At 67.5% G+C, this 22,599-nt stretch carries 13 protein-coding genes, 1 tRNA gene and 3 pseudogenes; 11 read left to right on the top strand and 6 right to left on the bottom strand.

All coding sequences use genetic code 11. The features are described 5' to 3' along the window. Window positions 1–47: 47 nt before the first annotated feature. Window positions 48–993: pseudogene (locus tag QP166_RS11585) on the bottom strand (Mrp/NBP35 family ATP-binding protein). Window positions 994–1,064: 71 nt separating this feature from the next. Here QP166_RS11585 and hflK point away from each other — a divergent pair. The 5 genes from hflK (at window position 1,065) to QP166_RS11560 (ending at window position 7,395) form a co-directional block, all read left to right on the top strand. Next, window positions 1,065–2,195, top strand: coding sequence for a protease modulator HflK (gene hflK, locus QP166_RS11580; protein ID WP_333916032.1), 1,131 nt, complete (start codon window positions 1,065–1,067; stop codon window positions 2,193–2,195). Next, window positions 2,176–3,051, top strand: coding sequence for a protease modulator HflC (hflC, locus tag QP166_RS11575; RefSeq protein WP_333916031.1), 876 nt, complete (start codon window positions 2,176–2,178; stop codon window positions 3,049–3,051). Before hflK ends, hflC begins: the two co-directional genes overlap by 20 nt. A 109-nt stretch (window positions 3,052–3,160) precedes the next feature. After that, entirely contained in the window at window positions 3,161–4,705 is a 1,545-nt protein-coding gene (locus QP166_RS11570; RefSeq protein WP_333917330.1) for a Do family serine endopeptidase, read from the top strand. A gap of 227 nt (window positions 4,706–4,932) precedes the next feature. Then, the gene (locus QP166_RS11565; RefSeq protein WP_333916030.1) at window positions 4,933–6,570 is read left to right on the top strand and encodes a helicase HerA-like domain-containing protein; all 1,638 of its coding nucleotides are present in this window, start codon (window positions 4,933–4,935) and stop codon (window positions 6,568–6,570) included. Window positions 6,571–6,729: 159 nt separating this feature from the next. Next, the gene (locus QP166_RS11560; protein ID WP_333916029.1) at window positions 6,730–7,395 is read left to right on the top strand and encodes an epoxyqueuosine reductase QueH; all 666 of its coding nucleotides are present in this window, start codon (window positions 6,730–6,732) and stop codon (window positions 7,393–7,395) included. 410 nt (window positions 7,396–7,805) lie between these two features. On the opposite strand, the gene QP166_RS11555 is transcribed toward QP166_RS11560, so the two are convergent. After that, the gene (locus QP166_RS11555) at window positions 7,806–9,137 is read right to left on the bottom strand and encodes a sensor histidine kinase (protein ID WP_333916028.1); all 1,332 of its coding nucleotides are present in this window, start codon (window positions 9,135–9,137) and stop codon (window positions 7,806–7,808) included. Between the two features lies 1 nt (window position 9,138). Next, entirely contained in the window at window positions 9,139–9,816 is a 678-nt protein-coding gene (locus QP166_RS11550; RefSeq protein ID WP_333916027.1) for a response regulator transcription factor, read from the bottom strand. A 124-nt stretch (window positions 9,817–9,940) separates the two neighbouring features. On the opposite strand from QP166_RS11550, the pseudogene QP166_RS11545 reads away from it, so the two are divergent. Then, window positions 9,941–11,883: pseudogene (locus QP166_RS11545) on the top strand (PAS domain-containing protein); the annotation flags it as partial. 18 nt (window positions 11,884–11,901) lie between these two features. Continuing rightward, window positions 11,902–12,567, top strand: coding sequence for a sensor histidine kinase (locus QP166_RS11540; RefSeq protein ID WP_333917329.1), 666 nt, complete (start codon window positions 11,902–11,904; stop codon window positions 12,565–12,567). On the opposite strand, the gene QP166_RS11535 is transcribed toward QP166_RS11540, so the two are convergent. Continuing rightward, window positions 12,505–13,449 (bottom strand): LysR family transcriptional regulator, encoded by a 945-nt coding sequence (locus QP166_RS11535; RefSeq protein ID WP_333916025.1) that lies wholly within the window; start codon window positions 13,447–13,449, stop codon window positions 12,505–12,507. The two genes, QP166_RS11540 and QP166_RS11535, sit on opposite strands and share 63 nt — an antisense overlap. Before the next feature lie 92 nt (window positions 13,450–13,541). Between QP166_RS11535 and QP166_RS11530 the strand changes: the two genes are divergently transcribed. From QP166_RS11530 to QP166_RS11520, 3 genes are all read left to right on the top strand, one after another. After that, entirely contained in the window at window positions 13,542–15,638 is a 2,097-nt protein-coding gene (locus QP166_RS11530) for a malate synthase G (RefSeq protein ID WP_333916024.1), read from the top strand. A gap of 45 nt (window positions 15,639–15,683) precedes the next feature. After that, complete coding sequence (locus QP166_RS11525; protein WP_333916023.1) at window positions 15,684–15,848, top strand: hypothetical protein; 165 nt, start codon at window positions 15,684–15,686, stop codon at window positions 15,846–15,848. 250 nt (window positions 15,849–16,098) lie between these two features. Further along, window positions 16,099–18,915: a TonB-dependent receptor gene (locus QP166_RS11520; protein WP_333916022.1), complete on the top strand. Its 2,817-nt coding sequence runs from the start codon at window positions 16,099–16,101 to the stop codon at window positions 18,913–18,915. A gap of 104 nt (window positions 18,916–19,019) precedes the next feature. On the opposite strand, the gene QP166_RS11515 is transcribed toward QP166_RS11520, so the two are convergent. Together QP166_RS11515 and acs are read right to left on the bottom strand one after the other, a co-directional pair. Then, entirely contained in the window at window positions 19,020–19,958 is a 939-nt protein-coding gene (locus tag QP166_RS11515) for an alpha/beta hydrolase (protein ID WP_333916021.1), read from the bottom strand. 147 nt (window positions 19,959–20,105) lie between these two features. Then, window positions 20,106–22,033, bottom strand: a pseudogene (gene acs / locus QP166_RS11510) (acetate--CoA ligase). A 374-nt stretch (window positions 22,034–22,407) separates the two neighbouring features. Between acs and QP166_RS11505 the strand changes: the two are divergent. Then, window positions 22,408–22,491 (top strand) — tRNA-Leu (locus tag QP166_RS11505). Window positions 22,492–22,599: the final 108 nt, after the last annotated feature.

Raw genomic sequence — 22,599 nt, 5'->3', positions numbered from 1 at the left:
GCACGAACAACAGCCCCCGGATCAACTCCGCAGCGGCACACACCCACTCACCCCGCCGCCAGCCACGCCGCGACCTGCGCCGCGATCGGAGCGAACACGCGGTCGTCCGCCAGCGCCGCCGGCGGCTGCCCCGCGTCCGAGGCAGTGCGAGATCGCGATATCCAGCGGCACGCGCCCCAGAAACGCAATCCCCGCCTCTCGCGCCGCCGCCTCCGCACCACCGTGACCGAACGGATCCGACACTTCGCCGCAATGCGGGCAGGAATAGCCCGCCATATTCTCGACCAGCCCGATGATCGGCACGCCTGCCTTTTCGAACAGGTCGATCGCGCGGCGTGCGTCGATCAGCGCGAGGTCCTGCGGGGTCGAGACGATCACCGCACCCGCCGGGCGATGCTTCTGCACCATCGTCAGTTGCACGTCGCCGGTGCCGGGGGGCAGGTCGACCACCAACGTGTCGGTCGCGCCCCAGTCGGCATCGATCAACTGCCCCAGCGCGCCCGCGGTCATCGGTCCGCGCCACGCGATCGCGCGGCCGGGCTCGACCAACTGCCCCATCGACAACAGCGGCACGCCATAAGGCGTCGCGACCGGCAGCAACACTTTGTCGCGCGCCTCGGGTCGGGTGCCTTCCACCGCCATCAGCCGCGGCTGCGACGGACCATAGATGTCGGCATCGACCAGCCCGGTGCGCCGCCCGGCCTTGGCCAGCGCGATCGCAAGATTCGCGGACAGCGTCGACTTGCCGACGCCGCCCTTGCCGCTGGCGACCGCGATGATCCGGCGCGCGACACGCTCTGCGGTGACGACGGTGCGCACCTCATAGCCCGGCCGCTCCGCCGCCATCCGCACGCTCGCTTCCAGCGCGTCGCGCGCGGTCGCGTCGAGCCCTGCGGCGTCGATCACCACGCCGATCCGCTGTCCCTCGATTCGGACGGTCGCACGGGTTCCGGCCACCGAGGCGACGGCTGCTGCCACATCTTTCTGGTCCATGGCGGCGATCCGTAGGCGCGTGCAGGCCGCTTGCCACTGTTTTTCGTGAACGGCGCACCTATAAAGACCACATGACCATCCTGCGACGCTGGCTCCGGCGCCCGATCATCCTTGCTGCCGACAACAATAATGGACCGTGGGGAGGCGGCGGCGACGACAGTGCCGGCCCGCGCAATCCGTGGTCGGTGCCCCCGGGTGGGCGGCGCGGTTCGTCGAAGCCGACCGCGCTCGACGAATTCCTCAAGAAGACGCGCGTCGGCGGCGGTGGCGGCGGGGGCGGCGGTCGTCCGCAATTGCCGCTCGGCACGTCGGCGCGAACCTTGTGGCTGATCGGCGTCGGATTGCTGATCGCGGTCTGGCTGCTGCTCACGTCCTTCCACCAGATCGGGCCGCAGCAGCGCGGGGTCGTCACCTACTTCGGCAAATATTCCGGGATGCTGGAGCCCGGCATCCGCGTCACCCTTCCTGCGCCGATCGTCAACGTCACCAAGGTCGACGTCGAGCAGGTGCGCACCGACGAATTCCCGCAGGACGGCGGGGAAACGGTGCTGACCGGTGACCAGAACATCATCGACCTTGCTTATACGGTGCGCTGGCGCGTGTCCGATCCGCGCAATTACGTGTTCGAGATCAAGGACCCGCAGGAAACCGTCCGCGCGACCGCCGAGAGCGCGATGCGCGCGGTGCTGGCCACGACGCGGATGAACGACGCGATCGGTGCAGGGCGTGGGCTGATCGAGGCGCGCGTGACGCAGGTCATGCAGCAGATCCTCGACAGCTATCAGGCCGGGGTGCGCGTGCAGGGCGTCTCGATCAAGCAGGCGTCGCCGCCTGCGGCCCTGGTCGACGACTTCAACGCCGTCACCGCCGCTCAGCAGGAAGCCGTCGGCAACCTCAACAACGCGCGCAGCTATTCGCAGCAGGTGATCGCGCGCGCCCAGGGTGAGGCGTCGGCCTTCGACCAGGTCTATGCGCAATATCGCCTCGCCCCAGAGGTGACGCGTCGCCGCATGTATTACGAGACGATGGAGGCCGTGCTGGCCAAGACCGACAAGACGATCGTCGAGACACCCGGCGTCACGCCGTATCTGCCGCTCGATCGCGCGAAGAAGCTGGTCGAGCCGACGCAGGGAAGCACGACCACGACCACGACGACCGCCCCCGCGCAGGAGGGCAGCGCTGATGCACCAGGTGATGCGTAACCCGATCGCGATCGGGATGCTGGCGCTGGTGCTGGCGATCCTCGCCGCGGCGACCTTCGCGATCGTGCCCGAGACGCAGCAGGCTGTGGTCCTGCGGCTCAACAATCCGGTGCGGCTGGTCAACCAGTGGCAACCGGGGCAGATGATCGGCAACACCGGCGCGGGCGTGATCGCGCGCGTGCCGTTCATCGACAAGATCGTCTGGGTCGACAAGCGCGTGCTCGACGCCGATCTCGACAATACGCTGGTGCTGTCGACCGATCAGCTGCGGCTCAACGTCGACGCCTATGCGCGCTTCCGCATCGTCGATCCGCTGAAGGCGGTGACGTCGACCGGCAGCACCTCGAACACCGAGGAGCGCGTGGCGGATCAGCTGCGCCCGCTGCTCGGTACGGCGCTGCGCAACGAACTCGGCAAGGTGCCGTTCGCGGTGTTGCTCAGCCCGGAACGCGGCGCGGTCATGGATGCGATCCAGAATTCGTTGCAGGGCTCGGCGCGCCAATATGGTGCGGAGATCGTCGACGTGCGGATCAAGCATGCCGACCTGCCCGAGGGCAGCCCGCTCGACAGCGCGCTTCAGCGGATGCGGACCGCGCGGCAGCAGGAGGCGAACACGATCCGCGCGCAGGGTCAGAAGCAGGCGCAGATCGTCCGCGCCGAGGCCGATGCGCAAGCCGCGCGCATCTATGCCGAGGCGTTCAGCAAGGATGCTGATTTCTATGACTTCTATCGTGCGATGCAGAGCTATCGCCATACGTTCGGTGCCGATGGCGGGCCGCAGCCGGAAGGTTCGACCAATATCATCATGAGCCCGAACAATGGCTATCTTCGCGCGTTCGAAGGCGGTGGTCGTTAATCGACGATGAGCGCGCCGTTCATATTCAAACGCCGTTCATCAGGATTGCCGCACATGGGGCAATGTATTCTTCACTTTCGGATCGGGTGACCAAGAGGACATGAAAACCGTGCGTTACGCTTACGCCCTGACCGGCGCCCTGCTGCTAGGCGGCACGGCCGCGTCGCTCGCGCTCCAGAACCCGGCCACCGCGCAGATCGCGCAGAACGAGCCGGGGGCGATCAGCGCAGCGGCGCCGCGCGCCGGTGCGCCGATGAGCTTCGCCGACATGGTCGCCAAGCTTCAGCCGGCGGTGGTCAACATCTCCACCACGCAGAAGGTGACGGTGCAGCAGCAGCCGAACCCGTTCGCGGGCACACCGTTCGGCGACCTGTTTGGCCAGTTCGGCGGCGGCGGTGGCGGTGGCGGCGGCGGCGCGCCGGTCACGCGCGAGGGCCAGTCGCTCGGGTCGGGCTTCCTGATCTCGGCGGACGGTTATGTCGTGACCAACAATCACGTCATCGCGCCGGCGGCGAAGGGTGCGACGGTCGAGTCGATCACCGTCACGCTGCAGGACAAGAAGGAATACAAGGCCAAGCTGATCGGCCGCGATCCGACCTCGGACCTTGCGGTGCTCAAGATCACCTCGCCGACCCCGCTGCCGTTCGTGAAGCTCGGCGACTCGAGCCGTGCGCGCGTCGGCGACTGGGTGGTCGCGATCGGGCAGCCGTTCGGGCTCGGCGGCACCGTGACCGCGGGCATCGTCTCGGCGGTGCATCGTCAGACCGGCGGCGGTCCGTTCGATACCTTCATCCAGACCGATGCCGCGATCAATCAGGGAAATTCGGGTGGCCCGATGTTCAACCTGAACGGCGAAGTGATCGGCATCAACAGCCAGATCTATTCGCAGTCGGGCGGCAACATCGGCATCGGCTTCGCGATCCCGGCAACCGAGGCCAAGCCGATCCTCGCCACGCTGATGAAGGGCGAAGTGGTCAAGCGCGGCTATCTGGGCGTCAGCATCCAGCGGATGACGGACGACATTGCCGGCGCGCTGGGTCTGCCTAAGGATCAGGGCGAGATCATCGGCCGGGTCGAGCCGGGCGGCCCGGGTGCCAAGGCCGGGCTGCGCGCGGGCGACGTCGTAGTTGCGATCAACGGCCAGGCGGTGACGCCGGACCGCACGCTGTCGTCACTGGTCGCTGATGCCGCGCCGGGCTCGACGATCAAGCTCGACGTAATTCGCGATGGCAAGCGCCAGTCGCTCAACGCCGTCGTGGCGACGCGTCCGACCGACGATCAGCTTGCCGCGATCAACGGCGACGGCGAAGGTGACGACGGGCTGCCCGACGATGACAGCGGCGCGCAGGCGACACCGGGATCGAGCTCGCTCGGCATCTCGGTCCAGCCGCTCACCCCGCAGATCGCGCGCTCGATCGGCGTCGATTCTACCGTGCAGGGCGTGGTCGTCGCGGGCGTCGACCCGTCGAGCGATGCGGGGCAGAAGCTGAAGCGCGGCGACGTGATTTCGGCAGTCAACTCGCAGCCGGTGCGGACCGGCGCCGATGTCGCGCGCATCGTCGCCGCGGCCAAGGCGGCAGGCCGGCCCTCGGTATTGCTCAGCCTAACCCGCGGTCGCCAGACCGGTGGTTTCGTTGCGGTGAAGATCAAGTAACGCCTTTGCTGTCACAGAGGCTGTGATCTAAACCGCCACCGAACTTCCTCCGTCATGCCGGACGTGTTCCGGCATCCACGGCGACGCGACGCACAAAGCCATCAAGTGCGCGGAACGGTGGACCCCGGAACAACTCCGGAGTGACGAAGTGAACGAGGCGACGAAGTCCTAGCCAATCGGGCCATCGCATCGCATGATGCGGTGGCCCTTTGCTTGGGAGAGAAAGCGTGGCGGACGGCGGCACCATATTGATCGGCGCAGGCGAGGGCGGGGCCGATCCGCAGCGGCTCGACCTGGCGCGCGCCAATCGCCACGGATTGATCGCTGGCGCGACCGGCACCGGCAAGACCGTGACCTTGCAGGGGATCGTCGAGGGCTTCTCGAACGCCGGGGTCGCCTGTTTCCTCGCCGACGTGAAGGGCGATCTGTCGGGACTCGCGATGCCCGGCGCAGCGACCGCCAAGACGCACGAAGCCTTCGCCGCGCGCGCTGCCGAGATCGGGGCGAGCGACTGGCATTATGCCGATACGCCGGTGCAATTCTGGGATCTGTTCGGCGAGCAGGGCCATCCGGTCCGCACCACGATCAGCGAGATGGGGCCGCTGCTGCTCGCGCGGCTGATGGGGCTGAATGCGGTGCAGGAGGGCGTGCTGACGATCGCCTTCCACGTCGCCGACGAGGAAGGGCTGTTGCTGCTCGATCTCGACGATCTGCAAGCGATGCTCGCGCATTATGCCGAGCGTGCCGAGGAACTGACCACCCGCTACGGCAACGTCTCGAAGCAATCGGTCGGTGCGATCCAGCGCGCGCTGCTGCAATTGCGCGCACAGGGGGCGGAGCATTTCTTCGGCGAGCCTGCGCTGGCGCTGGCGGACCTGTTCGGCACCGACGACAACGGGCGGGGGCTGGTCAACATCCTCGCCGCCGACAAGTTGATGGCATCGCCGCAGCTCTATTCGACGTTCCTGCTGTGGCTGCTCGGCGAAATGTTCGAATTCCTTCCCGAGATCGGCGACGCCGACAAGCCGAAGCTATGCTTCTTCTTCGACGAGGCGCACTTGCTGTTCGACGAGGCGCCGCCCGCGTTGATGGACCGCATCGAACAGGTGGTGCGGCTGATCCGCTCGAAGGGCGTCGGCGTCTATTTCATCACGCAGAACCCGATCGACGTGCCCGACAGCGTCGCGGGGCAATTGGGCAACCGCATCCAGCACAAGCTGAACGCCTTCACCCCGCGCGACCGCAAGGCGGTGCAGGCCGCGGCCGAGACGTTCCGCGCCAACCCCGGCGTCGATGTCGCGACCGCGATCACCGAGTTGCGCACCGGCGAGGCGCTGGTGTCGTTGCTGCAGCGCGACGGCGCGCCGTCGCCGGTGCAGCGCACGCTGATCCGGCCGCCGTCGAGCCGCGTCGGCCCGGTGACGCCTGAGGAGCGTCGCGCGCTGATCCAGACCGATGCGATCGGCACGAAGTACGACACGCTGGTCGATCGCGAGTCGGCGGAGGAACTGCTCGCCGCCAAGACCCAGGAGGCCGCCGCTGCGGCGGCCGCAGCGCGTGCGTCGACCGATGCGGAGAAGACGGCGGCGGCACAGGCGAAGGAAGATGCGCGTACCGCGCGCGAGGCGGATCGCGCCGCCCGCGAGGAAGACCGCGCGCGCCGTGCGACCGAGCGCGAGTCGTCGAGCGATCCGTGGAACCGCGCGATGACCTCGGCGTCGCGCTCGGCTTCGTCGGCGGTCGGACGCGCGGTGGCGAACGAAGTGACCAAGGCGGTGTTCGGTGGCTCGCGGCGCGGTGCCAGCAGCGGCGGCTTGCTGGGGCAGGTGGTGCGCGGCGTGCTCGGCGGGTTGATGCGGCGCTGAAAAACCCGCCGTTCGTCCTGAGCTTGTCGAAGGACGTGTTCCGGGCACGTACTTCGACAAGCTCAGCACGAACGGTCTCCATCCAAATCATCGATGATGGTTCGCTTGCTCCCGGAAACCCCGCTGACCATCCGCCCATTTTCCGCTAAGGCGGCGCGCATGACGACCGAATACGACCGCCCGCTGCTGACCCCGCCCGACGGGCAGAAGAAAGTGCTGCTCCATTCCTGCTGTGCGCCCTGTTCGGGCGAGGTGATGGAGGCAATGACCGCGAGCGGGATCGACTACACGATCTTCTTCTACAATCCGAACATCCACCCCAAGGAGGAATATGTCCTTCGCAAGGAGGAGAATATCCGCTTCGCCGAGAAGCACGACATTCCGTTCGTCGATGCCGATTACGACACGGTCAACTGGTTCAAGCGCGCACGCGGGATGGAGTTCGAGCCGGAGCGCGGGCTGCGCTGCACGATGTGCTTCGACATGCGGTTCGAGCGGACCGCCCTTTACGCGCATGAGCACGGCTTCCCCGTCATCACCTCGTCGCTCGGCATCTCGCGCTGGAAGAACATGGCGCAGATCAACGATTGCGGCGAGCGGGCCGCGGCGCATTATCCCGATATCGCCTATTGGACGTTCAACTGGCGCAAGGCCGGCGGCGCGGCGCGGATGATCGAAATCTCCAAGCGCGAGCATTTCTACCAGCAGGAATATTGCGGCTGCGTCTATTCGCTGCGCGACACCAACGCGCATCGCGTCTCGCAGGGCCGCGAAGAGATCCGGCGGGGCGAGCTGTTCTACGGCGAAGAGACGAAGGCGGAGTAGGACAGCGAGGCGCATCGGGCAGGTGCTTCGACAGGCTCGGCACGAACGGTGGGGGTACACCTCCGTTTGCCACGAGTGTGATGACATGAATTGCGCCCAGCCGTCATTGCGAGCGCAGCGAAGCAATCTAGGGCGTCCTGGTCCGACCCTGGATTGCTTCGCTGCGCTCGCAATGACGATGCTGGGTAAACGCGTTTCCATCACGACCCAAACCTGTCGATGCGCGGGTCCTTCAGCCTCCGTGCCGGACCGACGCCTTTGCAGTGCGATGACATAACTTCGAACCGGAGCCGTCATTGCGAGCGCAGCGAAGCAATGACGAACGTGCGTCGGCTCGACGGCATCCTGATCTAACTCCCCCGTTCGCCCTGAGCCTGTCGAAGGGCGTGCCCCATACGACGCCCCACCGACTATCCCGCCACCGGCACCGCGATCGTCGCGCACAACCCCGGCCCGGCATCCTCCAACGACAGCGTCCCGCCGTGCATCCGCGCGATCGCCTCGACCAGCGGCAGGCCCAACCCGTGCCCGGGACGATGGCGGCTCGCATCCAGCCGGCCGAAGCGCCGCAACGCGGTCGCGCGTCCTTCCGCCGGGATGCCCGGTCCGTTGTCGGTCACCGTCAGCCGCATCTGCGCCGCCGCGCGCGTCACTGCCACCGTCACCCGCGTCCCCGGTGGGCTGTGCGTCAGCGCATTGCCGACCAGATTGAGCGCGGCCTGCGTCAACAATTGCCGGTCGCCCTCGATCTCGCCGTCCTCGATCGCCGTCAGCGTCAGGACATGGCCACTGTCGTCGGCGCTCGCCGCGAGCGTTTCGGTCACATCGGTTGCCACCCCCGCCAGCGAAAAGGCGCGGAAGGCCGTCCGCCGCTCGCCGCCCTCGACCTCGGAGATGCGCAGGATCGCCGAGAACATCGCGAGCAATTCGTCGCATTGCTCCAGCGTCGCCTCGAGCGCGGGAGTCGGCGTTTCGGCGACGATCAGCGCCAACCGGCTGCGCAGCCGTGCCAGCGGCGTGCGCAGATCGTGCGCGACATCGCCGCCGACGTGGCGCAGGCTTTCGACCAGCGCCGCGATCCGGTCGAGCATCCGGTTGAAGGTCGCTGCCTGTCCGGCAAAGGCGCCGCTACCCGGCTCGACCGGGACGCGTTGCGTCAGGTCGCCGTCGATGATCGCCTCGGCGGTCGTGCGCAGTTCGCCGATCCGTCGCCGCACGATCGTGCTGAACGACACCGCGCCCGCGACGACGATGAGGACGATCAGGCCGAAGCCAAGCGCATAGCTGCGCAGCCACACCGCGGCGAAACCCTCGATCGGTTCGGTTTCGACCAGCGTCACCAGGTGCAAGCCGCCGCCTGCGTCACGACGCTGCATCCGGAACGTCGCGGTGCCGGGCAGCACGCTGTCGCCCAGCGTCGAGAAGCCCGGCGGCACCGGCCCGGACACGTTCACGTTGCCGCCCAGCCGCTGTCCCTTGGCGTCGGTCAGCTCGAACCCGAGGTCGCCCGTCTCGCGCTGCGTGGACAAGGCCGCGATCCGCGCCAGGATCGCGGCCGCATTTCCCCGCAGCGATTCGTCGAGCAGCGCGCGGCTGACTTCGTCGAGACGGCGGTCGACCAACGTCTCGATCGTGTGTCGCGACGCCGAATAGCTGGCATAGCCGGTCAGCGCGGTCGCGGCACCGAACGCACCGAGGAACAGCGCGGTCAGCCGCCCGAGCGACGCCTCCAGCAGCCGCATGTCACGCGCGCAGCATGTAACCGACGCCGCGCTTGGTGGCGATCGGATCGTCGCCGCCGCCCGCGGTCAGCTTGCGGCGGAGCAGCCTCACCTGCGCGTCGACGATGTTGGTGCCCGGCTCGAAATCATAGCCCCAGACTCGCTCGATCAGCATCGCGCGCGTCAGATAGCTGCCGGCGTGGCGGACCAACTCGGTCAGCAGCCCGAATTCGAGTCGCGTCAGGTCGAGCGGTTCCTCGCCGCGCCACGCGCGATGCTGGCCGGGGCTGATGACGATGTCGCCGGCGCGTAGCATGTCGCCCTCGCCGACGGCGGTCCAGCCGCGCGCGCGCAACAGCGCGTTGAGCCGCGCCTCGATCTCTGCGGCGGGGGTCGGCTTGACGCAATAATCGTCGGCGCCCGCGGTCAGGCCGCCGATCTTCTCCGCCGAGCGTCCCAGCGCGGAGAGCATCAGCACCGGCAGATTGTGCCCGGCATCACGCAACCGCTCGACCACGCGCACGCCGCTGAGTTGCGGCAGCATCGAGTCGAGGATCATCGCATCGAACGCATCGCGCTCGACAGCGGTCAGCGCGCTCGGCCCCGTCTCCGCGATCGTGACCTGGTGATCGCGTTGCGCCAGTTCGGCCTGCAGCGCCGTGGCATATTCGACGTCGTCCTCGACGATCAGCAGCTTCATGATCGGTTTTCGCCATGTTGATGACTGTCACCGACACTATCGGATCGGCGGCCGGACGGCTATCATGCTTGCAGCGCCAAAGGCTTATCTTGCTAAAGTTTAATGTTGGCGCTTTGCTGACGGGATGGAGCCAGTGATGACGCGACCGTTCGGCACCGGAGACATGGCGGCGCGCATCCGCGCCTTCGACTGGTCGGCCACCGCGCTGGGCGCACTCACCGACTGGCCTGCCGAGCTGATGTCGGCGATCGAGACGATGCTCGCGATGCCGCGTCCCGCGACGTTGCTGTGGGGCGACGCGCTGCTGCAACTCTATAACGACGCCTATATCGAGATCGCGCGTGACCGGCATCCGGCGTTGCTCGGCCGCCCGGTGTGGGAGGGGTGGAGCGAGATCTACAATCAGGAGGTCGCGCGCCGGCTAGCGACCGTCTGGACGGGGCAGGCGGTGGAGGTCGCCGGGCGCGAGGCAGCGCTGCGCGATGCGAACGGCGAGTTCCAGTGCCGCACCTTCGATCTCACCTGGATCCCGGTGCGCGATGCGGACGGGGCGGTCGCCGGCGCGTTGCAGCAACTGGTCGAGGTCACCGATCACCGTCGCACCACCGCGGAATTGCGCGACCGCGAGGCGCAGCTCCGGATGATGGCGGCGACCGGCCGCCACATGCTGTTCCGGATGAGCGCCGACTGGAGCCAGCTGCTGCGGCTGGAGGGGCGCGAGATGCTGCTCGACGTCGATGCGCCGGTCAGCGACTGGGTGGAGCGCTTCATCCCTGACGAGGATCGCGGCGCAGTATTCGCCGCGATCGCCACCGCACTGGACGGGCCGTCGATGTTCGAGCTGGAGCATCGCATCCGCTGCCCCGACGGCTCGATCGGCTGGGTCGCGTCACGCGCGTTACCGGTCGTCGATGCGCAGGGCCAGGTCATCGAATGGTTCGGCAGCGGGATCGACGTCACCGCGCGCCGCACCGCCGCCGAGGTCGTCCGGCGCAGCGAGGAAATGCGCCGCATCGCGCTGGACGGCGGCGGCATGGGGGCGTGGCGCGTCGACCTCGCGAGCGGCGAGGTGCGCGGCGATGCGCGCTTCTTCGCCTTGTGGGGCATGCCGGCCAGCGACGAGCCGCGCGCGGCGGCGGAATTCCGCGCCCGTTTGTCGCCGGTCGGGCGTGCCGCCGTCAACGGCTTCATCGAACGCAGGATCGTGCCGGGCGAAGAGCTGGATGGCGAATTGGAAATCGTCGCCGGCCCGACCGCGGGATGCTGGCTGCGGTGGCGCGGGCGTGCGGACGGGCCGGATACGCGCATCCTGCACGGCGTCGTCTTCGACGTCACCGAACAGCGGCAGGCGACCGAACGGCTGCGCGAGCGTGAGGAATTGCTGCGGCTGTTCGGCGACGCCTCGCGCGACGCCTTGTGGATCCGCGATGCCGACACGTTGCGCTGGCGCTACGTCACTCCGGCGTTCCGCACGATCTACGGCCAGCGGCGCAGCGTGGTGCTGACGGGCGACCATTATCGCAACTGGCTGGCGTTGATCCTGCCCGAGGACCGCGCGCGCGTCGAAGCGGCGGTCGCGCGGGTGCGCGGTGGCGAGCATGTCACGGTCGATTACCGGATCCGCTGCGCGTCCGACGATGCGACCCGTTGGTTGCGGACCACCGAATTCCCGATCCGCGACGCGAAGGGGCAGGTGGTGCTGATCGGCGGCATCACCTCCGACGTGACCGCGTCGCGCCACGCGCGCGAGGCGGTGACCCGCAGCGAGGAGCGGCTGCGCAACGCGGTCGAGGTCGGCGGGATCGGCCTGTGGGACTGGAACGTCGCCACCGACGAGGTCCATTGGTCGGCCGAACACTACCAGCTTCAGGGCTATGCGGTCGGCTCGGTCGAGCCAAGCTATGACGCATGGCTGGCGCGCCTCCATCCCGACGATCGCGCCGAGGCGGAGACGCTGATGGAGGAAGCGATGGGCGGGGGCGTCCCTATGCGCAGGAGTTCCGCGTCGTCCATCCCGATGGCTCGCTCCATTGGCATTCCGCGCGCGGGCGCTTCTTCTTCGACGAGGCCGCGCAGCCGGTGCGGATGGTCGGCGCGATCATCGACGTCACCGAACGGCGCGCCTGGGCAGAGCGCCAGCAGGTCTTGATCGCCGAGCTCCAGCACCGCACCCGCAACCTGATCGGCGTGGTGCGCGTGATCGCGGACAAGAGCGCGCGGTCGAGCCGTGACCTGCCCGATTTCCGCCAACGCTTCGGCGATCGCTTGCAGGCGCTGGTGCGCGTGCAGGGCTTGTTGTCGCGATTGTCCGACGATGATCGCGTCACCTTCGACAGCCTGCTCGACGCGGAGCTGGCGGCGCTCGACGGCGAGGCGACCGCGGTCACGCGCGCCGGGCCGAAGGGCGTGCGCCTGCGGTCGTCGATCGTCCAGACGCTGGCGATGGCGCTCCACGAACTCGCCACCAACGCGGTGAAATATGGCGCGCTCGGCGCGGCGGGCGGGCGCTTGTCGATCACTTGGGCGGTCGTGCCGGCAGAGGATCAGACGCCTTGGCTGCACATCGACTGGCATGAGACCGGCGTTGCGATGCCGCCGGCCGATACCGCGCCGCTCGGCTCGGGCGAGGGCCGCGAACTGATCGAGCGCGCCTTGCCCTATCAACTCGGCGCGCGAACCTCGTTCGCGTTAGGCGCGGATGGCGTCCGCTGCCTGATCGCGATCCCGATCTCCCGCTACGCCCCCGGTTGACCACGGCGCCGGGTCGAGCGTCTTCTTCAGGAACGCGACGAATGCCGTCACTGCCGCCGGCACCGCGGGCGCACGGGGGTGCAGCGCGTGGATCGCGAGATCGCGCGGGCCTTCCCAACCGGGCAGCACCGCGACCAGCCGCCCCGCTGCCAGCGCATCGCCGACGTCCCAGATCGATCGCAACGCGATCCCGACTCCGGCCAGCGCCAGCTCGCGCACGATCTCGCTGGAATTGGTGCGGACATGGCTCTGTGCGTCGATCGCCTCTCGCCGCCGCCCGTTGACCAATTGCCACGGCCACTGTCCCTCGGCGGCAAGCAGCCGGTGTCGCAGCAGGTCGGTGGGCGTGCGCGGCTGGCCATGTTCGGCGAGATAGGCGGGCGCGGCGCACAACAGCCGCGGGCTGCTGCCGAGCCGGTGCGCGGTCAGGCTTGGCGGGATGTCGCGCGCGATCCGCACCGCGACATCGACGCGCTCGGCGACCAGATCGACATTGGCATCGGTCAGGTTCAGCTCCAGCGACACGCGCGGGGCGGCGCGCAGGAAGTCGTGGAGACGTGGCGCGATGTGCAACCGTCCGAACGAGGTCGGCGCGGAGACGCGCAGCACTCCGGCCGGTTCGTCGCGGACGCCTGTCACCCGCGCCTCGGCCGCGGCGATCTCGTGCAGGATCGCGCTGACGTCGGCATGGAAACGCTCGCCCGCATCCGTCGCGGCCAGCCGCCGCGTCGTGCGCTGGATCAGCCGCACGCCCAACCGTGCCTCCAGCCGCGCCAGCCGCTTCGACGCCATCGCGGGCGAGATACCGAGCGCGCGCGCGGCCGCCGAAAGGCTGCCGGCCTCGATCACTTGCGCGAACAGCACGTAATCGGGATCGAGCATTCGTTCTCCACGGGAAAAGGTGTTTGGAACCTTTGCCTGCTACCGACAGGATCGCAAGCCGGTTAAGGCTGTCGGTCAGGAGGATGTGGACGATGACCGACCCTTATGCCGATCGCGCCGGACTGAATGTCGCCGCCGAACTCGCCAGCTTCGTCGAAGACCGTGCGCTGCCCGGCACCGGCATCGCCGCCGACGCCTTCTGGCGCGGCCTGGCCGCCCTCTACGCGCGCTTCGCCCCCGAGAATGCTGTGCTGCTCCGGCATCGCGACGCGTTGCAGGCGCAAATCGATGCGTGGCATCGTGCGCGCACCGGGCAGCCGCACGACCACGCCGGCTATCAGGCGTTCCTCCGCAAGATCGGCTATCTTGTTGCCGAACCCGCGCCGTTCACGATCGCGCCCGGTGCGGTCGACGACGAAGTGGCGCGCGTCGCCGGGCCGCAACTCGTCGTCCCGATCCTCAACGCGCGCTTCCTGCTCAACGCGGCGAACGCGCGCTGGGGCAGCCTGTACGATGCGCTGTACGGCACCGACGCGTTGCCGGGCACGCCCGCCGGCCCCGGCTACGATCCGGCGCGCGGCGCGCAGGTGATCGGCTGGGCGCGCGACTTCCTCGACGATGCGTTGCCGCTCGCACACGGAAGCTGGCGCGACTGGGCAGGGGACGCGCCCGCGCTTGCCGACCCGACACAGCTTGCGGGGCGGGCCGGCGACAATTGGCTGCTGCGCCATCACGGGCTGCATATCGAACTGGTCATCGACCGTGCGCATCCGATCGGCCGCAACGATCCGGCGGGGCTGAGCGATGTGATCCTCGAATCGGCGCTGACCACGATCTGCGACCTTGAGGATTCGGTTGCGGCGGTCGATGCCGCGGACAAGGTCGCCGCCTACGCCAACTGGCTGGGGCTGATGCGCGGCGATCTGGCGGAAACCTTCACCAAGAACGGCGCGGCGCTCACGCGCCGGCTCGCCGCCGACCGCGCCTATGTCGCGCCCGACGGCACGCCGTTCACGCTGCCGGGGCGCGCCTTGCTGTTCGTCCGCAACGTCGGGCACCTGATGACCACCCCCGCGCTCCTGCTGCCCGATCGCAGCGAAGCGCCGGAGGGGATCCTCGACGCCGCGCTCACCAGCCTGATCGCGCTCCACGATCTCGGCGGTGCGCGGGCCAATTCGCGCGCCGGTGCGATCTATATCGTCAAGCCGAAGATGCACGGCCGTGACGAGGCGGCGTTCACCGACCGGTTGTTCGATGCGGTCGAGGATCTGCTCGGGCTCGCGCGCCACACGATCAAGGTCGGCGTGATGGACGAGGAACGCCGCACCAGCGCCAATCTGGCCGCCTGCATCCATGCGGTGCGCGACCGTGTCGTCTTCATCAACACCGGCTTCCTCGATCGCACCGGCGACGAGATCCATACGTCGATGCAGGCGGGCGCGATGGTTCGCAAGGCGCAGATGAAGGATGCCGCGTGGATCGCTGCCTATGAGGATCGCAACGTCCAGATCGGGTTGGCGTGCGGCTTCGCGGGACGGGCGCAGATCGGCAAGGGGATGTGGGCCGCGCCCGATCGGATGCGCGACATGCTCGAACAGAAGATCGCGCACCCGCGTGCCGGAGCGACCACCGCCTGGGTGCCGTCACCGACCGCCGCGACGCTCCACGCCACCCATTATCATCGCGTGTCGGTCGCCGCACGCCAGGCGGCGCGGGCGATCGAGCCGGTCGCGCCGCTCGACGCGCTGCTGACGATCCCGCTCGCGGCGGGGCACAACTGGTCGGCGCAGGAGGTCGCCGACGAACTCGACAACAATGCGCAGGGCATCCTCGGCTATGTCGTGCGCTGGATCGATCAGGGCATCGGTTGTTCGAAGGTCCCCGACATCCATGACGTCGGGCTGATGGAGGATCGCGCGACGTTGCGCATCGCGTCGCAGCATCTCGCCAACTGGCTGCATCACGGTGTCGCCACCGCCGCGCAGGTCGATGCGGCCTTCACGCGCATGGCGGCGCGGGTCGATGAGCAAAATGCCGCGGATCCGATCTATCGTCCGCTCACATCTGATAGTTTGGCGATGCAGGCGGCACGATCACTTGTTTTCAAAGGGTTGGCGCAACCGAATGGCTATACCGAGCCGGTGCTCCATGAATATCGCCGTAATGGTAAATTGGTTGGTGACCCATAACGGCGAGCATCAGGAACGGAATCTTTCTTCATCCGCTGCGCATTTGTGGAAACTGTTATCTCTCATTTGCGCGCACAGGCTGACCGCTACAGCCGGTTGGCACGTCATCTCGATACACGCGGCGACAGCGCGTTCCTGGACTCCATGGCCGCGGGTTATCGCGCGAAGGCCGATCGCGCCGCCTCGGTCGTCGCCGAGTTTCGAAGCTGATCGTCGGAGGTTCTCCCCTCCTGAACTCTGCGCTCACATGCGCTGAATGTCAGACAAGCCGATCCGTTTCCCGCCGCTCCCGCTGCTGTTACGTGTGGTTAACAAGCTACAATCACGCCGCTAAATCTTGCAATTTCACGCTATGTGAAGGCTTGATGATGTTGACGCGTCAATCCTCCCCGCATTATGTCTGATTAATAAACGCCGCGAGCGGGATCGCGGAGGTGGGAGAGATGCAGTGAAGGCGACGATGAAAACCCTGTTCCGGACGGCGTTGCTCGCCGGAACGGCGCTGACGCCGGGTCTCGCTGCCGCACAGGATGCACCGTTGCCGCAGGAGGCAAGTGCGGTCGCGCCGACGTCGTCCGTCGCGTCGACCGGTCCCGCTGCCGACGACATCGTCGTGACCGGCGTGCGTGCCAGCCTTCGCTCGGCGCAGGCGCTCAAGCGGGATTCGACGTCGATCCTCGATGCCGTCGTCGCCGAGGACATCGGCAAATTGCCCGACAACAACGCGTCCGAGGCGCTGGCGCGCGTCACCGGTGTGCAGGTCAACCGCTCGAACGACGAAGCGAACGGCGTGCTGATCCGCGGGCTTGGCGATATCAGCACCACCTTCAACAATCGCGAGATCTTCACTGCCGAGAACCGCGGCGTCGCGCTTCAGGACTTCCCGGCCGGCGCACTCGCCGCGCTGGAGGTCTACAAGTCCGGCACCGCCGACCTGATCGAGCCGGGTCTGGCCGGGCTGGTCAACGTCCGCTCGCGTCGTCCGTTCGACTTCACCGGCTTCGAGATCGCGGGCGGGATCCGCGGCGCGTACAACGACCAGTCGGGCAAGCTCGATCCCGTAGGCAACATCCTGATCACCGATCGCTGGGACACCGGGATCGGCGAGATCGGCGCGCTGGTCAATGTCGCGGTCACGCGCACCCGCTATCGCAACGCGGTCCGCTTCAACGACCAGACGACCCGCACCCCGATCGGGGACGTCAACAATGCCACCGACGATCTGAACGTCACGACGCCGGGCGTCGGCACCGATTTCCGCATCCCCAATTCGGTCGGCAATTACTTCGCGACCGGCACGCGCACGCGTCCGTCGGTCAACGGCAGCCTGCAATGGCGCCCCAGTGATCGGCTCGAAGTCTATGCCGACGGGCTGTGGCAGGCGTATCGCGGCGAACAGTCGAACGAGAATTTCACCGCCTTGCTTGAGGCGGAGACGCTCGCGCTGCCCGGCCAGAACGGCACGCGCCCGACGCTCAGCAACGTCGTCCTCGACCCCAGCGACCCGCGCAAGGTGCGCAGCCTCACCAAGACTGGCGGCCTCGCCCCGCAGCAGTTCCGCTCGACGTTCAACGACCGAACCGACACCTATCAGGGTGCGATCGGCTTCGTATGGAAGGGTGACCGCGCGAAGATCAGCAGCGATTACGCCTATACCTACAGCACCTATTCGCAGCTAGAATACAGCCTCGACGCGCGCTTCGCCTCGTCGCCGCAGGTCGATGTCGAGTTCGACCGCGACGGTGGCGCATCGTTCGCCTTCCCCGGCTTCGACGCGCTCAACCCCGACAACTACATCTGGCGCGGCTTCTACCAGAAGCGCTACCACGCGACCGGCGGCGGGCATCAGTGGCGCGCCGATCTCCAGCTCGATACCGAGCTGCCGCTGATCAAGCGGCTCGACTTCGGCGTCCGCTGGGTGTCGCGCACCGCGAAGCTCGAGCAGGGCGACCGCTACCTCGCCACCGACGCGCTCGGCATCCCGCTCGCCAGCCTGCCGACCGGCGCGCTCGAGAAGGTCGAGGACGGCTTCCGCCAGCCCGCCGCGCAGTTCCGCAACTGGTTGATGCCGTCGCGCGCCGCGATCCGTTCGAACTTCGATGCGTTGCGCGCGCTGGCCTATTCGGTCGGCCCGCAACTCATCGCGCGCGATCCCAACAACGGCGACCTGCGCGACAGCGTGGCGCGCTTCGGCCAGGAAGAGATCGCACTTCGTGAAGACGGCGGGTTCAGCGCGCAGGAAAGCACCTACGCCGCCTATGCGATGGCGAACTACGACTTCACCGTCGCGGGGATCGAGGTCGACGGCACCGCGGGTGTCCGCGTCGTCAACAACGACGGCACCTATCGCGGCGTGACGCGGCTCAACACCGACAACGTCATCTCGTTCCTGTCGCAGATCAACCGGCAGAATTACGTCGACGTGCTGCCGTCGTTCGGCGCGCGGCTGAAGTTCACGCCGAAGCTGCAGGCCCGCCTCGCCTATACCGAGACGCGGACGCGCCCGAACTTCGGTCAGCTGAACCCGGCGTTCAACATCACGCGCAGCACCGTCACCGGCGGCGCGTTCGATGCGGCCGGCAGCGGCGGCAACCCCGATCTGGTGCCGCTGACCTCGAACAACTGGGACGCGACGCTGGAATGGTATTTCGCGCCGACCGGCTCGTTTACCGCCTCGGTCTTCTACCGCGACCTGTTCGGCTTCATCAGCAACTATACGTCGATCGTGCAGGACCCGACCTATGGTCGCCTGCAAGTCTCGCGCCCGGAAAATGCCGGCTCGGGACGCATCAAGGGCGCAGAGGCCAACTTCCAGACCTTCTTCGACTTCCTGCCCGGCCTGCTCAGCGGCTTCGGCACGCAGCTCAACGTCACCTATCTTGACGGCACCAACCAATTGCCGTCGTCGCTGGGTGAGGCGGCGCCGACCGTGCCGATCACCGGCGTGTCGAAGTGGACGTACAATGCCACCGGCTTCTACGAAAAGGGCCCGATCTCCGCGCGGCTCTCGTACAATCGCCGCTCCGAATATGTGGAGAGCTTCACCCGCAATCCGGACGAGGCGCAGTTCGCGGGCGTGACGGTGCGGCCGATCTCGCGGCTCGACTTCTCGGCCTCCTACACGCCGTTCGAGAACATCACGCTGACCGCCGACGTCAGCAACATCCTCGCGCAGCCGTGGCGCAACTACCGCAACTTCGCCGCCGACGCCGGCTATCCGGTCGATGTCCGCGAGGAAGGGCGCTATTACTCGCTCGGCATCCGCTTCCGCCTTTGACGCTCCCGCTGTCATTGCGAGCGCAGCGAAGCAATCCAGAGCCGGACCAGGACGCCCTGGATTGCTTCGCTACGCTCGCAATGACGAGCGCGGCTCGCTAGCGGTTACTTCTTCGCCGCCAGCAACCCGTGCATCCCCAACCAGCGGACATAGGCGTCGAACCAGCCGGTGCTCGTCGTCGGCTTCTGGTACATGCCGAAACCGTGCCCACCCTGCTCATAGAGGTGGAACTCGACCGGCCGCTTCACCGCGCGCCACTTGTCCACCAACCCGATCCCGTCGTTGGCGAAGAACGGATCGTCCGCCGCCAGCGCGATGAACAGCGGCGGGGCATCGGCGGGCACGTCCATCGCGCCGAGCGGGCCATAGATATCCGCGACGAACGCCGGCTTCGCGTCCCCGCCGGCGAGCGTCGTCGCCATCGTCAGCATCGCACCCGCCGAAAAACCGATCATGCCGATCCGATCGGGATCGACCTTCCATTCGGCGGCGCGGCGGCGGATCAGCGTGAAGGCGGCGCGCGCATCGGCGATCTGCGGCCCGAGCCGAGCGGTCATTGCGGTCGGATCGACGCGCGGACGGGGTGCGGAGCTGGAGAAGATCTCGCCCATCGACTTCTCGAAGCCCGGCATATCGGCGGGCGTCTGGTTCAGCCGGTATTTGAGGACGAACGCCGCCACGCCGCGCTTCGCCAGCGCCTTGGCGACATCCCAGCCTTCATTCTCCATCGACAGCGTGCGGAAGCCGCCGCCCGGCGCGACCACCACCGCCGCGCCGGTCGCAGTGCCGGGGGCGGGGAGGAACGGCGTCAGCGTCGCCACCGTCACGTTGCGCGTGAAGGTGCTGCCATATTGCCGGTGCCACGCTTCCTTGTTCGGCGCATCGGGCAAAGGCCCGGTGTCGAGCGTGATCGCGGTCGGCTGCGCCGGAGCTTCGATCGGCGTCATCTTGTCAGCCTGTGCCAGCGCGGTCGACGCCGCCCCTGACAGCAGCAACACCGCGCAGCCTGCGACCCACCCGTTACGAACCTTGCGCCTCGTCATGGCCATCCCTCCATCGTTATCTTTTTCGCGTCCCGCCGCGGCGAGCCGGAAAAAGATAGCGCTAACTTCGAGGGGTTGCCAAGTCTCGTGTGCTTGTCACCGTGATCGAAACAAGCTCCTTTCCTGAAGGGGAGGGGGATCCATCCCCTACCGCACCCGCTCCGCGACCAACGTATCGACCACGGACGGATCGGCGAGCGTCGAGATGTCCCCCAGATTGCCCGTATCGTTCTCGGCGATCTTGCGCAGGATGCGCCGCATGATCTTTCCCGAGCGCGTCTTGGGCAGCCCCGGCGCGAATTGCAGCGCATCGGGGCTCGCGATCGGCCCGATCTCGTTGCGCACCCATTGCCGCAGCTCGATGCGCAGCGCATCGGACGGCTCGACCCCGCTGTTGAGCGTGACGAAGGCATAGATGCCCTGGCCTTTCACCTCGTGCGGCATTCCCACCACCGCCGCCTCGGCGACCTGGGCGTGCGCGACCAATGCGGATTCGACCTCGGCGGTGCCCATGCGGTGCCCGGAGACGTTGATGACGTCGTCGACACGGCCGGTGATCCAGTAATAGCCGTCGTCGTCACGACGGCATCCGTCGCCGGTGAAATACTTGCCCGGATAGGTGCTGAAATAGGTCTGGAAGAACCGCTCGTGATCCCCCCAAACGGTGCGCATCATCCCCGGCCAGCTATCGGTGATGCACAGATTGCCCTCCGCCGCGCCGTCCAGCACCTTGCCCTCCGCGTCGACGATCTGCGGCTGCACGCCCGGCAGCGGCTTGGTCGCGGAGCCGGGCTTGAGATCGGTGGCATAGGGCAGGGGGAGATCAGGATTCCGCCGGTCTCGGTCTGCCACCAGGTATCGACGATCGGGCAACGCCCGCCGCCGACGACGCGGTGATACCAGCTCCACGCCTCCGGGTTGATCGGCTCGCCGACCGATCCGAGCAGCCGCAGCGACCCGCGATCGTGGCGCGTCACCCATTCGTCGCCCTCGCGCATCAGCGCGCGGATCGCGGTCGGCGCGGTGTAGAGGATGTTGACCCCCAGCCGGTCGACCGTCTCCCACAGCCGCCCGTGATCGGGATAGTTCGGGACGCCATCGAACATCACCGTCGTCGCGCCGTTCGCCAGCGGGCCATAGACGACATAGCTATGCCCGGTGACCCAGCCGATATCGGCGGTGCACCAGTAAACCTCGCCGTCGCGATAATCGAAGACGTCCTTGAAGGTCTTGGTCACCCACAACAGATAGCCGCCGGTGGTGTGGAGCACGCCCTTCGGCTTGCCGGTCGACCCCGAGGTATAGAGGATGAACAGCGGGTCCTCGGCGTTCATCGGCTCGGGCGCGCAATCGTCGCTGACGCCTTCCAGCGCGTCATGCAGCCAGATGTCGCGCCCCTCGCTCATCGCCACGTCGCCGCCGGTGCGGCGGATGACGAGGACATGCTTGACGCTGGGGCAGCGCGCGACCGCCTTGTCGACATTGGCCTTCAGCGGAATGCGCTTGCCCCCGCGGCACCCTTCGTCGGCGCAGATCACCAGCGTCGAATTGCAATCCTGGATGCGATTGGCGAGGCTGTCGGGGGAGAAGCCGCCGAACACGATCGAATGGATCGCGCCGATCCGCGTGCAGGCCAGCATCGCCGCCGCCGCCTCCGCGATCATCGGCAGATAGAGCGTGACGCGGTCGCCCTTCGCGACGCCCAGCGCCTTGAGGACATTGGCGAAGCGGCACATGTCGCGGTGCAGTTCGCGATAGGTCAGCGCCTTGGTCTCGCCGGGTTCGTCGCCTTCCCAGATGATCGCGGTCTGGTCGCCGCGCATCTCCAGATGGCGGTCGACGCAATTGGCGGAGACGTTGAGCACGCCGTCCGCGAACCAGCGGATGCGGAAATCGGCCTGGTCGAACGACGTGTCCTTCACCTGGCCGAACGGCGCGATCCAGTCGAGCCGCTGCGCCTCCTCGCGCCAATAGCCCTCGGGATCGTCGACCGAGCGTTGCCACGCCGCCGCGGCGTGTGCGCGGTCGATGCTGTCGTCGGTGCCTGCGGGGGCGGGGTAAACGCTATCGCTCATGCAGCTCTCCTATGGCGACCTGCGATGACGCCTAGGGTCTGTACTCAATCGCCACAAGGTCGTGACGGAGCGGATTTTGGCGCCAGGCCAGGAGCAAGGAGGGAGCGATGCTCTCGCATCGTGACCGACGCGCGACGCCGCTTGGCGCCAAAGCCGCCCGCCGCTCGCGGTCGCCGGTGGAAGACCGCCCAGCATCGTCGCTTGCTTGCGGGTAGCTCTGCTACCCGGCTGCGCTGCGCTCCTTGTGGGCGGCCTTCCACCGGCGATCACGATCCTTTTGGCGATTGAGTACAGACCCTGAGCGGGTGATGGGTCAAGACAGCGACACCTAGCCAGCGCCGAATTGCTGTCCTATAGCGCCGCCGGTCGCACGCGCGGGCGTGGCGAAATGGTAGACGCAGCAGACTCAAAATCTGCCGTAGCAATACATGTCGGTTCGAGTCCGACCGCCCGCACCACCCAGACAAAAGGCCGGTCGCCCCTGCGAAGGCAGGGGCCCATGTCTGTCGAGTTCAGCGAGCGGATCGCCACGGGCAGGCGGTGCATGTGTCAGCCATCCCAACCGG

It is taken from the genome of Sphingomonas sp. LR60, from assembly GCF_036855935.1.
In the GTDB taxonomy this organism is placed as follows: domain Bacteria; phylum Pseudomonadota; class Alphaproteobacteria; order Sphingomonadales; family Sphingomonadaceae; genus Sphingomonas.
The sequence above is the reverse complement of the archived record's forward strand: the minus strand, read 5'-3'. Positions and strand labels throughout refer to the sequence as shown.